The following is a 15901-nucleotide window of genomic DNA, read 5'->3' as shown; positions in this document are numbered from 1 at the left end:
GTTATTTGTTTCTAAAACCTTCAGTTATGGTGTATTTTCTGTTATAAAAATCCTGCACCAGTTTGCCTATCCAGAAGTTCCGGCTGGCAATTCCTGCAACTCCAATTATTGCCATAACTGCTAAACCCGCATTTTGTAAATGTAACAGCGCAAAAGGCGTGTAAATTAAATAAGGCGCGGCCATTAACGGGAAAGATAACAGCATTTGCGTAGCGCCTACTCCCTCCCAATTAAAAGATGCGCCCTTGCTAAGGTCAATACGCCTGGCGTTGCGGTTAGCAAAGAACAAAACAATGTAAATGTTTATACCCAGGTTCCATATATACATAACGGCATGTATCAAAACCGTTCGCCAGCCAAAATACGCATATGGCGTAGTAAGCACTAAGGCCACAGTTGAGACCGTAGTAAACAACAATATTTTAGCTTTCAGAAAATCTGTAAAGCTAACTTTACTCACCATCAGACCGTCAAAATGGGCGGCCTGCCAACTGTACAAAAACTGACCGTAACTGATTATGAAAAAGCCGGTCATGAACATTCCCACAAATACCTTGGGCCAGTCAGAGTGAGCAAAAGCCGGATTCTTATAAAATACCAATCCATAACATAAAAACACAGCCGACATGATAAATGCCGAACGCGGACGCTTGTTGCGCAATATCAGTTTTATCTCATTAGCCACCTGATCGCCAATGGCGCCGAAGCGGTCAAGTATGGGGTACTCGGTACTGGTTTTATAAGAAGCTTTTTTACGCGAAAGCTCCTCCAGGTATAAGTTTCTTTTTAGATAAAAAAAGTTCAGCGCAAACATTCCTGCAGCTAATGCTACCGGTATTAAAGCTAACGCCGGGTGCTTTAATACGTTCCCAAAAAACAGATAAGATATGTTGCGGATTGAATATAAATGCCATGAAAAATCGCCGGCAATCAGCAAGGCTAATACACCTGTAAATATGATAAACACCCAGCCGTTCAGGTTAGCCTTCCGCTTTATGTATATGGCGAGATAGTTATTAAAGACACTGATGGCCAAAACGGAAATAATGAAACCAACTGCTGCGCCGCCCCAGTTAGGCACTATCACTTTAAAGATGAAAGGGAACGCCAGAATAAAAGGCCAAAGATTGAAAAAAGAGAATAAAGCCGTAAAAGCCAGATAACCAACTATCAAATTACGCCTTACCGGCAAATGCAAATAAGGTTGCACCCGCAATGTTGGCAGCTCCTGTAATTGCAAACGAGATAGCAGATCAAATAAAAAGTAAATTAAAACAAACCCACAAAAAACAACTGTCAAATCCTCGTTGGGAAATCTGTCTTCTATGATCTTATCCATAAGAAAACCAACCACCAGAAAACTAATAAGGAAATATAGGATGAGCAACCCCATAAATATGCGCACACCTATGCTTTTACCTGTATTTTTTGAACGCCAGAAAGCTTTTAGTTCATGCCTTAGGAAAGTTGATATCATGTGGGGATCAGTTTATTGGAGCTCAAGATACTAATATTTATACCTGTCGCCCCAGAGTTTTTTTAACTTTTCTTTTGACTCATTCTCCCGCGCGTTGTTACCGGGTTCATAAATTTTGGTTCCCTTAATGGCATCAGGGAGGAAATCAATATTTACAAAGTTGCCTTCATAACTGTGGGCATATTTGTAATCTTTACCGTAGCCGATATTCTTCATGAGCTTGGTGGGGGCATTCCGTAAGTGCAATGGCACAGGCAGATCACCTGTTTGCTTAACCAGACTTAACGCCGCGCCAATAGCCGTTGTAGCCGAGTTACTCTTAGCCGATGTAGCCAGGTAAATAGCAGTCTGCGATAAGATAAGTTGCGACTCGGGCATACCGATAACATTTACTGAGTTGAAGCAGGCCTGTGCCAGCAGTAAGGCGTTTGGGTTGGCATTGCCGATGTCTTCTGATGCCAATATCAACATACGGCGGGCAATGAAAAGCGGGTCTTCCCCGCCTGCTATCATGCGGGCCAGCCAATATACCGCACCGTTAGGGTCGCTGCCGCGCATAGATTTGATGAATGCCGAGATAATATCATAATGCTGCTCGCCAGCTTTATCATACAGCGCCATGTTTTGCTGCACATGGTCAAGCACAGTTTTGTTGTTGATCTCGATGGTTTTGCCAGATATGGCGTTCACCAGCAGGTCGAATATATTGAGAAGCTTACGGGCATCGCCGCCAGACAAGCGCAGCAGCGCCTCGTTCTCCTTTATGGTGATCTTCTTTTTGCTTAGCACTACGTCTTCGCGCATGGCCTTATTGAGCAGGCCCATCAGGTCATTTTCTTCCAGATGTTGTAAAATATAAACCTGGCAGCGCGATAGCAACGCCGAGATCACCTCGAATGATGGGTTCTCGGTAGTGGCGCCTATTAACGTAACTATTCCTCGTTCCACCGCACCAAGCAGCGAGTCTTGCTGCGATTTGGAAAAACGGTGGATCTCATCAATAAACAGTACAGGTAGGGCATCGCCTTCGTCGCGAAGGCGCGAGGCCGTTTCTATAACCTCCCTTATATCTTTCACGCCGGAGTTAATTGCGCTTAAGGAAAAGAAAGGCCTGTCTTGCGTTTGCGATATAATGTAGGCCAGCGTTGTTTTTCCTACACCCGGCGGCCCCCAGAACAGCATAGATGGCAGCACGCCGCTTTCAATGGCTTTGCGCAAAACCGCTCCTTGCCCAACAAGATGTTTCTGACCCACATAATTATCCAGGTTTTCGGGGCGCATGCGCTCGGCTAATGGCGGCAGATTGTTCATGATGGTAAAGTTAGCGCATGCGCTTTCTAAATCCTAAAAAGGTTAGTAAAAACTAATCTTCCCGAATTTGATAGTTAAAATGAAACACCGCAGTTTGTGTGATAAAGCATTAATTTTTGTAAGTTTAAATATTTAACATCTGCATTATGCCCGAGTACTTAAACTCATTTATTCATTTGGTATTTATTGGTTTTGTGGCATTGTTTCCGGTCGTGAACCCTGTAGGAACAGCGTTTATTGTCAACCCTTATTTTGAATCGCTTACGCAGAAGGAGCGTTTGAACGCGGTAAAAAAAATAACCCTATATGCGTTTTTAGTGTGCATGGTAACTTTACTCATCGGGCATTGGATACTGGAGCTTTTTGGGATATCTATACCCATTATCCAACTGGCCGGTGGAATAATGATCTGCAAGATAGGCTGGGAATCACTATCATCAGACGAAAGCGAGCCTGACACATCAACTCCGGTTAATACATCTGATGCAGAGGTTGTTTCCGCCAACTTTACGCGCATAGAAGGGCAACTGTTTTTTCCTATCACCTTCCCTATGACCACCGGCGCAGGCACCATTGCGGTTTTGTTTACCCTGAGCGCCAATGGTGCCGACAGGGCCTTCAGCAATTATCTCATCAATATAGGCGCGCTGCTTATTTCAGTTTTAGGCATTTGTATACTCATCTACCTGTTTTTTGCCAACACTAAACGGATGATCAGCTACATTGGCTCGCGTAATGAAAAGATCATCAACCGCTTAATGTCATTCCTGATATTTTGTGTAGGATTGCAAATTGCCTCGGGCGGTATTATCAATTTGGTTAAGACACATTTTTTGATGAAGTGATGCAGAAAACAAAAAAGCCTCCAAAATTGGAGGCTCCTATATTTATGCTACTCTTAAGGGATAAGCCGATTATCCTTTTACACGCTCAACGTAAGTACCGTTAGTCGTGTCAACTTTAACTTTGTCGCCAATGTTAATGAACAATGGCACGTTGATCTCTGCACCGGTTTCAACGGTTGCTTTTTTCAAGGCGCCGCTTGAGGTATCGCCTTTAACCGCAGGTTCGGTGTAAGTAATTTCTAACTCGGCTGACCCCGGGATCTGACCCATAATAGGCTCTTCGCTTTCAAAAGCAACAATAAGGTTCATTCCTTCTTTAAGGAATTTTACCGCCGGACCAAATAATGATTTTGGCACGTTGTGCTGATCGTAAGTAGTATTGTCCATTATCACCAACTGATCGCCATCCTCATAAAGGTATTGGTAATCATTGGTTTCAACGCGGGCAATATCAACCTCTTCGTCTGTACGGAAACGGTATTCAACCAGTTTACCGGTTTTTACGTTACGCATACGGGCCTGGTAAAATGCACGCAGGTTGCCGGGTGTGCGGTGTATAAATTCTTCTACCTGTATCAACTCGCCATTAAAGCGCAGTATATTTCCGTTTCTTACGTCAGATGCTTTTGCCATTACAATATTATTGAGGCGCAAACTTAGGGAGTTAAGGCGAGAGTTGCAAATGGTGGGTTATTAGTATTTATATGTGGGGGTGGTGGCTCTGGTCCGGGTGAACCACCAAGAGCCCTAAGAACCACCAAGAACCCAAAGAGCCACCAAGAACCACTAAGAGCCACCAAGAGCTACTGACAAAATCCTGTCAGTAATTACTACCCTCTTTAAGCATTTTGAGCGAATAAAAGCTATCACGCCAGTAAATACCACCCTGTTTAAGTGTTATCAGCATCGATTTTAAAAATATATACCCCATTAGCCCACCTGCAAATGGTATTACAAACGCGTACCACCATTTATTGGGCTTAATAGTAAGCATGTAAATTATTTGAGCGAATAGTACCGCGCCCGCCAATAGCTTAATATTAACACCGCCAAAAATAAGCATAACGGGTATAGGCAAAGTAAAACAAACTATGCAAGCCATAATAAAACCTATTGCCATAACCGGATTATAACCAGCCGTTGCGAAGGTGTTCTTCATTAAACCGTCAACAAACTGTTTCAAACTGGTGTACCATTCCAGACCGATGGCTTCCCTTCCTCCTAAAACACCCTGCCGCAAGCCGGCCATTTTAATGTTTTTACCGAGCATCACATCATCGTCCGGCCGCAATTTAATATTGGCGTGTGTGCCTGCCTTCTCATAGGCGCTACGCTTTACCAGGCAAAATGCGCCAACCCCAATGTGCGCCTTTGTACCTGGCTTAATGGCATCCCAGGGCCGCAAGTAGATCATGAGCATAATGGTGAATGATGACAGCACACTATTAAGCAAGCCCGATCTGGATATTATGTTGGGTAGCACTGCAAGGTTATCCAAATTGTTGTTTATAGCGTAGCCCACGGCTTTGCTAATAGCGTCCGGTTGATATTCCACATCAGCATCAGTAAATAGCATCCATTCTTCGGTACTTGAAAGGTAGCCCTGATATAAGGCATTATTTTTACCTAACCAACCATGGGGCAGATCAGCAATAGTTGTTACCGTTAGCTGTGGGTACTTTGCATTTAACTTACTTAAAATCTCACCGGTACTATCAGTCGAGCGATCGTTTACCGCGATGATGCGATAATTAGGATAATTGATATTACAAACGCTTTGCAACGCGTTTTCCAGATTCTCTTCCTCGTTACGCACCGGGATAATAATTGCCAGGGGTGGAAAAGCGTTGCTGAGCGGCTGATCCTTCAGCATCTTTATTTTCTTAAATCCAATTATCAGGTAAACAACAACACCTATCCAGGTAGCACCCGCAACAATACCATATATCTCAAGCAGGGTGTTTATGGTCATGCTGTTATTTATAGTCTGATATACTTAAGCGGTGTTTACAAAAACTGTACTCATGTTCCTGGTTAGAGCAAACTATGGTTAGCCTTCCGGCTGAGAAACGCTCAACCAGATTGAGGTACCAGTCTACGCCCTGGTTATCCAGATTTGATGTAGGTTCGTCCAGCATCAACATAGGCGTGTCAGAACAAAAGGCCAGCGCGAGTTTTAAACGCTGTTTCATTCCCGAAGAAAAGTATTTAATAAGTTTGGCTTTGCTGCCCGGTAAGCTAAGCAGTTCTATTAAGTTTTCTTTGGTGATACCGGCCTGGTAGTTTTTAAATTTGAAATGAAAGTCTATCATCTCTTCCAATGAGAATTCCTCAATCAACTCAAGGTAGGGAGCAGCTAAACTCAGGTAATTGAAAACTTTTTCCACCTCCAGCGCCAGTCCATCAAGGGCAAACTCAATTTTACCGGTTGAAGGCCCTAAACTACCATTTAAAATTTGCAGCAGCGTTGATTTACCCGAACCATTAGGCCCAAGTACTGCATAGCTTTCGCCGGTAGTAAAAGTATAATCGATCCCCTTAAATATCCAGTCGCGGTTAAAGCGGCGGCCTATTTGATTGAGGGAGATGGTTAGTTGGTTGTCCATAGTCCATAGTCGATAGACCATAGTAAATTGCTCCATGGACTATCGACTATCGTCCATGGACTTATGTTAAATTCCAAACCCCTTCATAATACCACGTTGCGAGTTCGATACGAAATTGACTATCTCGTCGCGTTCAACAGTTGGCTTAAATTCGGCCTCAATAATATCAAGGGCTTTGGTTACATTGTATTTTTTAAGGAAGATGATCCGGTAGATCTCCTGTATCTCGTTAATGGTTGCTGCTGAAAAACCTCTCCTACGCAAGCCAACTGAGTTAATACCAATATATGACAATGGTTCACGGCCAGCTTTTGTAAAAGGAGGTACATCTTTACGTACTAACGAGCCGCCCGATATCATGCTATGCGCACCGATCTCTACAAACTGATGCACTGCTGATGTTCCGCCAATGAAAGCGTGATCATAAACATTGATGTGCCCTGCCAGCTGCACAGAGTTAGCTATGATCACATTATCGCCAATAACACAATCATGGGCTACGTGCACGTAAGCCATCAACAAGCAATTACTGCCAATTGTGGTAGTGTTTTTATCAAGAGCGGTACCGCGGTTAAGGGTTACGCATTCGCGGATAACGGTATTATCGCCAACGGTAACGGTGCTGGGTTCGCCTTTGTATTTCAGATCCTGCGGTGGTGCAGAAACAACAGCCCCCGGAAAAATGCGACAATTTTTGCCAATACGTGCACCATCCATTATCACCGAGTTTGAACCTATCCAGGTACCTTCTCCAACCTCCACATCCTTGTGGATAGTAACAAAAGGTTCAATCACAACATTGTCGGCTATTTTGGCCTGCGGATGTATATATGCTAAGGGTTGGATCATGTTCTGTTATTACGAATTTTGTTTTCTTACTATCTGCGCCATTAACTCGGCCTCTACTACCACCCGCTCACCTACTGTACCAATGCCCTTCATCTGCGCAATACCGCGGCGGATAGGCGCTAACAGGTTACAATGGAATATTAACGTATCGCCGGGCACAACCTTATCTTTAAACCGCGCATTTTCTATTTTTAAGAATAAGGTGATGTAATTTTCAGGATCGGGAACAGTGTTCAGAACCAAAATTCCGCCGGTTTGTGCCATAGCCTCAATTTGTAATACACCCGGGAAAAGCGGTGCATCAGGGAAGTGTCCTTTAAATATTTCCTCGTTCATGGTAACATTCTTCAAACCTACTACGTGGCTTTTTGAAAGCTCCAGAATTTTATCGATCAGCAACATAGGCTGACGGTGAGGTAATATCTTCATGATCTGCACGGTATCATAAACCGGCTTCATGTTAGGATCATACACCTTAAAGTGCTTGCGGCTACGCTCTTTTTTGATCAGCGTTTTTATTTTTTTGGCGAAAGCAACGTTTGCAGCGTGTCCGGGTCTTGCAGCCATAATATGCCCGCGCAGTGGGACACCTACCAGCGCCAGATCACCGATCATATCCAGCAGTTTGTGGCGTGCGGGCTCGTTTTGATGGCGCAGTTCAATATTGTTTAAGATGCCCTGCGGAGCAACTTTTATGTCTTTACGGTTAAATAGTTTAGCCAGGTGTTGTAATTCCGACTCGTCAACATTCTTATCAACCACTACAATGGCATTATTAAGATCGCCGCCTTTTATCAGGTCGTGCTTTAACAGCATTTCCAGTTCATGCAAAAAGCAAAATGTACGGCTTGACGCAATCTCTTTAACAAATTCGGTTATACTTGATATAGTAGCATGCTGGCTGCCCAATACCTGCGAGTTATAGTCAACCATACAGGTAAAGCGGTAATCATCCAAAGGCATGGCTACCATGTCTACCTTGCGGTCTGGTTCCGAGTAATGTATGTTGTAAGGAATATGATAATATTCACGATCAGCATCCTGCTCAACCAAACCTGCATTTAATATGGCGTCAACAAACTGAATAGAACTTCCGTCCATGATGGGTGTTTCCGGACCATCCATATCAATCAGCACATTGTCTATCTCCAAGCCAACCAAGGCTGCCAAAACATGCTCAATTGTACTCACGCTCGCACCGTTTTGCGACAAGGTAGTACCTCGTGAAGTATCGGTAACATTATCAACATCGGCATCAATAACCGGCATTCCCTCTACATCTACCCTCCTGAATTTATAGCCATGGTTCTCGGGTGCAGGGTTGAAGGTCATGGTTACTTTCTCGCCTGTGTGTAAACCCGCGCCAGATACAGTTACCGGCGCCTTGATAGTTCTTTGTTTAATGTTCATCTTTTAGTCATTGGTCATTGGATATTAGTCATTAGGCTTCAATCTAACTAATCAACTAATCTCCAATCACTATTCACCAGCCTTCAGCTGCGCTATTATTTTTTCTAATTCGTTTACCCGCTTCTCCAGTTCAGGCAGGCGTTGTATCACAATGTTTGACCGCATCTGGCTGCCGTAAGCAAACGCCGGCGAACCAGCCACCTTGGTATTTTCTTCCTTAATGGTTTTGCCTATGCCTGATTGTGCCTGGGCCTGTGTACCTTTTGCCAGGCTGATATGCCCAACCACACCAACCTGGCCGCCTAACAATACGTTCTCGCCAAGTTTGGTACTGCCAGATATGCCGGTTTGTGCGGCTATTACCGTATTGGCGCCAATTTCAACGTTGTGAGCTATTTGCACCAAATTATCCAGTTTCACACCGTTATGCAATACAGTTGATCCCATAGTAGCGCGATCAACAGTTGTGTTTGAACCAACCTCAACGTCATTTGCCAGCACCACATTACCTATTTGCGGTATTTTAGTGTAGGTACCATCAGGGTTAGGCGCAAAGCCAAAACCATCGCTGCCTATAACCGCGCCGGAGTGTATGATAACATTGTTACCTAACACACAATCAAAATACACCTTTACATTGGCAAAAAGTGTACAATCGTTGCCGATAGTTACATTATCGCCTACATATGTGTGCGGATAGATCTTGCTATTGTTACCAATCTTTACACCCGGGCCAATATACGCGAACGCACCTACGTAAACGTTTTCGCCTAAAGTGGCTGTTTCGTGTATAAAGCTGGGTTGTTCAATACCTTCTTTATGTAATTTATAGGTGTTATACTTCTCAAGCAATATGGTAAAGGCGCTGTAAGCATTCTCTACCCTTATTAATGTAGCCTTTACAGGAGCGCTTAACTGTAAATTGCTGTTTACAATAGCAATTGAGGCATCTGTGGTGTACAGGTGCTGCTCATATTTTGGATTAGACAGAAAAGTTAAACTACCCGGAGTTCCCTCCTCTATTTTAGCGAGGCGGTTAACGGTAACAAGCGGGTCGCCCTCAACCGTTCCGTTTAATACAAATGCTATATCCTGTGCTGTAAACTGCATTGCGGCAAATTTATTAAAATTAGTGATTAGTTGATTAGTGATTGGTGATTAGGTGTCATCAGTCTATTTTTAACGGTTAAAAACTAATCTCTAATCACAAATCACCTAATCTCTGGCTACCAAATCTTTACTATAACAAAGTATGTATTTCTTAACCGTTTTAGCCAGGGCCTCTAAATTAGAGTTATCGCTGGCGGCGGCAATATCTATTATACTTCCATTCTTCATTAATATACGTATGTTTCCATCGCCTGGTTGATAGGCATCATTCCTTATAGAATCACCAAATACAAAATACCCGGCATCCTCCTTTGAAATATTGTAGCGCGATGCTGCCCTTTCGGTCAATTCATCAATGTAGCCTGCTGCTATAGGCTGGGCGGTAATATCTACATGAAAAAGCTTGCGCTGTACAAAATCTGTACACAGCTTGGCCAGTACAAAATCTTCATGCGTAGCCCAAACTTTTACTGCCGACATGATATCGGTATCATCTAAAGCTGTGAATATTTCCAGGTGATGATCAGCCAGCAGTGACGCATCGCCGGTAATTTTATTGGTTAACAGGTGCTCCAACGCAGGTGTGGCAAAAAGCCTGTGCCCTTGCATAACCAATTTTCGTGCGCGTTGTAATATTTTAACCAGTAATTGCTCGCCGGCAATAACCGTTTTATGCAGATATACCTGCCAGTACATCAGGCGGCGGGCAATTAAAAATTTCTCAACCGAGTAAATGCCTTTTTCTTCAATGGCTATATGCCCATCTTTTACATTCAGCATTTTGATGATGCGATCTGAACTGATCACACCTTCGGATACTCCGGTAAAAAAACTATCGCGGTTCAAGTAATCCAGTCTATCCATATCCAGCTGACTTGAAACCAGTTCGTGCAAAAAGCCCTTTGCGTACGTGCCTTTAAATATGCTGATGGCAGTAGTTAACCGACCATCAAACTGCTTGTTGAGCCGGTCCATCAGCATAACAGAGATATCCTCATGCGAGATTCCTTCAACCAGCGTATGTTCTAAAGCGTGAGAGAAGGGACCATGACCAACATCATGTAATAATATAGCAATGGTTACGCCTTCCTCCTCGTCAGGGGTTATCTCGTGTCCTTTTGAGCGCAATACCTCAAGGGATAACTTCATCAGATGCATAGCACCCAGCGCATGATGAAAACGGGTATGCAAAGCGCCGGGGTAAACCAGGTGGGTCATGCCCAATTGTTTAATATACCTTAGTCGCTGAAAATATGGGTGTTCGATCAGGTCAAAAACCAGATCGGTTGGTATGGTGATAAACCCGTAAACCGGGTCGTTAATTATCTTTCGCTTATTCAAATGCAGATTTTATATTGCAAAAATGACAAAATAAAATAAATAAAGCGATTAACACCCTTATGTTAATTTTTGTTAATTAAGCTATAAAACCGTAACAATTAACTTGCTTTGGGGTTAATTGAAAGCTAAGCCTTATTTTTATGGCAGCCGCTATTATTTGACTTTACAATACATACCATGCAAGATACCAACATACTTTGGGCCGACGACGAAATAGATCTGTTAAAACCACACGTGCTTTTTCTAAATGAAAAAGGATATAAGGTGACTACCGTAACCAATGGTAATGATGCCATTGAAGCTTTTACCAATGCCTATTTCGATCTGGTTTTTTTGGATGAGAATATGCCCGGCCTAACCGGTATTGAAACACTGGCGCGCATCAAAAATATTAATAACGATGTACCGATTGTAATGATCACCAAAAGCGAGGAAGAGTATTTGATGGAAGACGCTATCGGTTCAAAAATTGATGATTACCTTATTAAACCGGTGCACCCCAAACAGATATTGCTCACCATAAAAAAACTAACGGAGAATAAGCGTCTGGTAACCGAACGTACCACCATGGCTTATCAGCAGGATTTCCGGAACCTGGGTATTACTTTAAATGACAACCTGAGCTACCAGGAGTGGGTTGATGTTTACAAGAAATTGATATACTGGGAATTGGAGCTGCAGCAGCTGGAAGACGCAGGTATGCATGAAATATTAACCATGCAAAAGGCCGAGGCCAATACACAGTTCTGCAAGTTTGTTGAGAAGAACTATCTTGGATGGCTCAAAAATCCGGAAGACGCGCCGATAAATTCAAGTCAGCTGTTCCGGAAAAAAGTATTTCCTAAACTGGATGGTAAAGGCCCGCTGTTTTTTATACTGATAGATAATTTGCGCTATGATCAGTTCAAGATCATTAATCCTATCATCTCAGAATATTTCCGTTTGGAGGAAGAAGATACTTATTATAGTATACTGCCTACCGCCACCCAATATGCACGAAACTCCATTTTCGCCGGCCTGATGCCGCTGGATATGGAGAAACGCTTCCCTGATAAATGGCAAAATGATGAAGACGAAGGCGGAAAGAACCTGTTTGAAGCTGATTTCCTGGCTGATCAGCTCAGCAGAGTATTGCGCAAAGACGTTAAGCACTCTTACCATAAAATATTGAACCTGGACGAAGGCCGCAATCTGAATGATACGGTTAGCAATTTACTGAAAAACGATCTGAATGTAGTGGTTTACAACTTTGTTGACATGCTGTCTCACGCGCGTACTGATATGCAAATGATACGCGAGCTGGCCAGCGACGATGCAGCTTACCGCTCTTTAACACTATCTTGGTTTGAGCACTCGCCACTGTTAGACCTGCTTAAGTTTCTAAGTACCAAACAGGCGCGTGTTATTATCTCTACAGACCATGGCACCATCCGTGTAAAAAAACCAAGCAAGTTAATTGGCGACCGCAATACCAATACCAACTTACGTTACAAACAGGGCCGTAATCTTAATTTTAACGCGAAAGACGTTTTCCATATACGCAACCCGCATGACGCTATGCTGCCTAAACTGCATGTAAGTTCAAGTTTTGTTTTTGCTAAAGAGGATACCTTTTTTGTTTACCCTAACAACTACAACCACTTTGTTAATTTTTATAACGAGACCTTTCAGCATGGGGGTATCTCTTTAGAAGAAATGATCATCCCGGTAGTTACTTACGGGCCGAAATAGGAATAATTAACTTAAAATTTAAACGGTTATACCTATTTTTAAGCATGGTATTAACCGGAAGTAATTTCATCCTCAGGCGCTGGGAGGTTGGCGATGCACCGTCGCTGCGAAAAAATGGTAACGACGAACGTGTTTCATCAATGCTTCTTGATCGGTTTCCAGCCCCATATACACTGGAAGATGCTGAAGCATTTATCAACCTGAAAATACCTGAAGAACCTGTAACCAACTTTGCTTTAGAGATTGAAGGTGAAGTGGCCGGTGTGATCGGGGTTGATATGAGGGCAGACATCTATCGCAAAACACCGCTGTTGGGGTATTGGATAAGCCCCACATTTAGCGGGAAAGGTATAATGACCGAAGCTGTAAAGCTTATTGCGGATTACGCTTTTTCAAATCTTGATGTTATTTGCATACAGGCTAATACTTTAGGTAACAACATAGCTTCAATGCGGGTGTTAGAGAAGGCCGGCTTTAAAAAACAAGGCATATTAACTGCATCCGTTATAAAAAATGGATTAATTTTAGACGAGTGCATTTACACCCTACATCCGCCTAAAACAAAATCCCGGTAATTCAATTCATTTACTATGCTGCCCTTACTAACTGCCCAACAAATTCGAGAAGCCGATGCCTATACCATCAGTAATGAGCCTGTAAGTTCAATTGATCTGATGGAGCGGGCCTCTAAAGCGTTTGTTGGTTGGTTTGTAAATCATTACCCTGATCGAAAAGAAAGCATAGCTGTTTATTGCGGCTCAGGCAACAATGGCGGCGACGGGCTGGCCATTTCACGCATGTTGTTTGAGCATGGCTATACCCAACTTGATGTTAAAATAGCAAGCTACTCCAATCGTTCAACAGCCGATTTTGACACCAACTTAGCCCGTTTAATTCAACTGGCTATTCCAATCACCGCACTTTTACCCGGCGAAGATCTTCTGCAGGAAAATGCTGCGATTATTATAGACGCGCTTTTAGGCACAGGTTTAAATAAAGCTTTAAGCGGCGATTATGAAAAGCTTGCCAAATTCATTAACGGTTTATCAGCAGGAAAAGTAGCTGTTGATATTCCAACAGGTTTTTTTGCGGATGGAGAGATGCCCGTCGATGCGCCTGTTATTAAGGCCGATGTTGTGATCTCGTTTCAACAACCCAAGATCAATTTCCTGCTGCCTGATTCGGCAAAGTATGTAGATTGCTGGCAAACGGTTAACATTGGACTAAGCGAGACTTTTACCAATTCTCTCGATTCTCCCTATCAATTTCTTGAGGAAAAGGATGCAAGAGCGTTAATTAAGCCGCGGCATCATTTCAGTAACAAAGGCACTTATGGGCACGCATTCATTATTGCCGGTGAAGCTGAAACCATGGGTGCAGCACTGCTGAGTTCGTCTGCATGTTTATATGCAGGTGCAGGGTTAACTACGGCATGCATACCGCAAGCCGGTTTATTCGCATTAAACAGTTCCCATCCGGAAATTATGGCCGTTTTGCGGCAGGATGATGAACAACTAAATATTGAATGGGATAAATATACAGCTGTTGGTATTGGCCCGGGATTGGGTAAGAAAGCAATTGCACTTCAACTATTAAGTGATGTATTGGAGCGTTTTTGCAACCCTATAGTTGCAGATGCTGATGCGCTTAATTTATTAGCCGAAAACCCCATCCTGTTAAAAAAACTACCTGCAGAGAGTATTTTGACGCCGCATATGAAAGAATTTGACCGCTTGTTTGGTGAGCACAATAACTGGTGGCAACGCATGCAAACGGCGCGTGTAAAAGCTGCGGAGTTGGGTATTAATATAGTTTTGAAGAATGATTATACCCTTATAATTACGCCTCACGGCAAGGTTTACTTTAATTCAACAAGTAACCCTGCCATGGCAACGGGAGGTATGGGCGATGTATTAACCGGGATTATAACCTCATTGATTGCACAAAAATACCAACCTGAGGAAGCCTGCCTGCTTGGTGTATATATTCACGGTAAAGCTGGCGATGAACTGGCGCTTCCCGACCGGGCCTATGTGGTTACGCCAACCCAGATAGCCAACAGGTTGCCTGCTACAATGGCAAAATTGTTGGCATAAAAAAAACGGAGGCGAGTATCACACCTCCGTTTTCCTAACATATTAACTGATCTTATAAAGAACTAATACTCTCGCTTTGTTTAACTATAAGACACCCATTATATAGGTTTCGTTACAGTAAAATGAATGTTTTTTTTCAAAAACGTTACCAAAAATGCGTTCGGCAGCACAATGCGTTTCATTTTACTTTTAAACCAAACGCTTTCAAGCCAAAAATGGTATATCAACATCCATTTTTAACAATTTTTAACTAAAACAGAAAAAAAAGAAGATTTTTTTGAGAAATCCCGTCAGATTAAAACTGACCAATTACCACCATTTCGTTCATGGTTGGGTTAACACTGCCGCCTCGAGGCTCAAGTGTTACAGCAAATGCGCTTGCCAGTGCAACAGGTTTCATAGGCACCATATCAACCGAGTCGGCTATAGCTTTGTCAAACACTCCAAGGTCAACAGGTTTGCCGTTAACAATCGCCCATAGCTGGTACTGGTGGTTAGTATCATTTTTAGGGAGTTCAGTACCTCCCATGTCAATCATTACTTTCTTTTTAACAGGGCTCCACGCAACGGTCATTTTAGCGGAAGGCATTTTGTCAGTGCCTTTTAAGGTAAGAAGTTTAAAAGATGGATCTCTGAAAACGCTGATTTCTTCGCCCATTTGGTTGATAACCTTACTAAACCTTTCATTTTGCGTATTCAGCACTAACAACTGCTGATTGCTGTGCTGCAGCTTATTGTAAACGTTATAAAGTGCAACAAGGCTACCTATGAGCATAACCAGGCTTGCCGCGAACGCGTATTTATAAAAACTGCCTTTGCCCGGAGGATTTAACTGAACAACATTAGCTTCAGGCTGCGTGCGTTTCTTATCAAAGGTTGTATCATCAGCAAAATTGGTTAACACACTGCCAAGCGTTCTGGCGCGGTGCTGCTCAGATGGTTGAACTGCATTTTCTTCGGCATAGAACTCCATAGCTTGCTCTACCTCATGCAGCTCTGCTTTTATTGCAGGATGAGTGGCCGCCATTTGCTCTACCTGGACGCGTTCTTCGGGGCTAACATCCCCTAAAACATACAGCTCAAGTATGCCGGATTCAATATATGCTTTTACTTCGTTCAACTTTC

14 protein-coding genes are annotated in these 15901 nt (G+C 43.0%); 4 read left to right on the top strand and 10 right to left on the bottom strand.

The features are described from left to right. Position 1 precedes the first annotated feature (1 nt). Positions 2-1477 carry a DUF5687 family protein gene (locus tag CLV57_RS03485; RefSeq protein ID WP_100339955.1) on the bottom strand — a complete coding sequence of 492 codons (1476 nt, stop codon included), beginning with the start codon at positions 1475-1477 and terminating at the stop codon, positions 2-4. A gap of 30 nt (positions 1478-1507) precedes the next feature. Then, on the bottom strand, positions 1508-2788 hold the full coding sequence (locus tag CLV57_RS03480; RefSeq protein ID WP_100339954.1) for a replication-associated recombination protein A: 1281 nt from the start codon (positions 2786-2788) through the stop codon (positions 1508-1510). Between the two features lie 146 nt (positions 2789-2934). Here CLV57_RS03480 and CLV57_RS03475 point away from each other — a divergent pair, with 146 nt between their 5' ends. Next, on the top strand, positions 2935-3633 hold the full coding sequence (locus CLV57_RS03475; RefSeq protein ID WP_100339953.1) for a MarC family protein: 699 nt from the start codon (positions 2935-2937) through the stop codon (positions 3631-3633). A gap of 69 nt (positions 3634-3702) precedes the next feature. Here the strand turns inward: CLV57_RS03475 and efp are convergent, their stop codons facing one another. The 7 genes from efp to CLV57_RS03440 all read right to left on the bottom strand — a co-directional run bounded on the left by efp (position 3703) and on the right by CLV57_RS03440 (position 10949). Next, entirely contained in the window at positions 3703-4266 is a 564-nt protein-coding gene (gene efp / locus CLV57_RS03470; protein ID WP_100339952.1) for an elongation factor P, read from the bottom strand. A gap of 187 nt (positions 4267-4453) precedes the next feature. Continuing rightward, on the bottom strand, positions 4454-5605 hold the full coding sequence (locus tag CLV57_RS03465) for a glycosyltransferase (RefSeq protein WP_100339951.1): 1152 nt from the start codon (positions 5603-5605) through the stop codon (positions 4454-4456). A gap of 4 nt (positions 5606-5609) precedes the next feature. Beyond that, positions 5610-6239 carry an ABC transporter ATP-binding protein gene (locus CLV57_RS03460; RefSeq protein ID WP_245856846.1) on the bottom strand — a complete coding sequence of 210 codons (630 nt, stop codon included), beginning with the start codon at positions 6237-6239 and terminating at the stop codon, positions 5610-5612. Between the two features lie 66 nt (positions 6240-6305). Continuing rightward, positions 6306-7088, bottom strand: a complete 783-nt coding sequence (lpxA, locus tag CLV57_RS03455; protein WP_100339950.1) for an acyl-ACP--UDP-N-acetylglucosamine O-acyltransferase — start codon at positions 7086-7088, stop codon at positions 6306-6308. Between the two features lie 9 nt (positions 7089-7097). Further along, positions 7098-8498: a bifunctional UDP-3-O-[3-hydroxymyristoyl] N-acetylglucosamine deacetylase/3-hydroxyacyl-ACP dehydratase gene (locus CLV57_RS03450; RefSeq protein WP_100339949.1), complete on the bottom strand. Its 1401-nt coding sequence runs from the start codon at positions 8496-8498 to the stop codon at positions 7098-7100. Positions 8499-8567: 69 nt separating this feature from the next. Further along, positions 8568-9608 carry a UDP-3-O-(3-hydroxymyristoyl)glucosamine N-acyltransferase gene (gene lpxD / locus CLV57_RS03445; RefSeq protein WP_100339948.1) on the bottom strand — a complete coding sequence of 347 codons (1041 nt, stop codon included), beginning with the start codon at positions 9606-9608 and terminating at the stop codon, positions 8568-8570. A gap of 105 nt (positions 9609-9713) precedes the next feature. Then, complete coding sequence (locus tag CLV57_RS03440; protein WP_100339947.1) at positions 9714-10949, bottom strand: HD domain-containing protein; 1236 nt, start codon at positions 10947-10949, stop codon at positions 9714-9716. Positions 10950-11126: 177 nt separating this feature from the next. On the opposite strand from CLV57_RS03440, the gene porX reads away from it, so the two are divergent. Genes porX through CLV57_RS03425 form a run of 3 tightly spaced genes read left to right on the top strand, consistent with a single transcriptional unit; the run spans position 11127 to position 14776 of the window. Further along, the gene (gene porX, locus CLV57_RS03435; RefSeq protein ID WP_100339946.1) at positions 11127-12680 is read left to right on the top strand and encodes a T9SS response regulator signal transducer PorX; all 1554 of its coding nucleotides are present in this window, start codon (positions 11127-11129) and stop codon (positions 12678-12680) included. Between the two features lie 44 nt (positions 12681-12724). Beyond that, positions 12725-13255, top strand: coding sequence for a GNAT family N-acetyltransferase (locus tag CLV57_RS03430; RefSeq protein ID WP_100339945.1), 531 nt, complete (start codon positions 12725-12727; stop codon positions 13253-13255). 15 nt (positions 13256-13270) lie between these two features. Then, on the top strand, positions 13271-14776 hold the full coding sequence (locus tag CLV57_RS03425) for an NAD(P)H-hydrate dehydratase (RefSeq protein ID WP_100339944.1): 1506 nt from the start codon (positions 13271-13273) through the stop codon (positions 14774-14776). A 295-nt stretch (positions 14777-15071) separates the two neighbouring features. On the opposite strand, the gene CLV57_RS03420 is transcribed toward CLV57_RS03425, so the two are convergent. After that, positions 15072-15896 carry an anti-sigma factor gene (locus tag CLV57_RS03420; RefSeq protein WP_100339943.1) on the bottom strand — a complete coding sequence of 275 codons (825 nt, stop codon included), beginning with the start codon at positions 15894-15896 and terminating at the stop codon, positions 15072-15074. Positions 15897-15901: the final 5 nt, after the last annotated feature.

The sequence above is a fragment of the Mucilaginibacter auburnensis genome, assembly GCF_002797815.1.
Classification (GTDB): domain Bacteria; phylum Bacteroidota; class Bacteroidia; order Sphingobacteriales; family Sphingobacteriaceae; genus Mucilaginibacter; species Mucilaginibacter auburnensis.
Note: the sequence above shows the minus strand (reverse complement) of the source record. Positions and strands in the feature narration are given on the sequence as shown.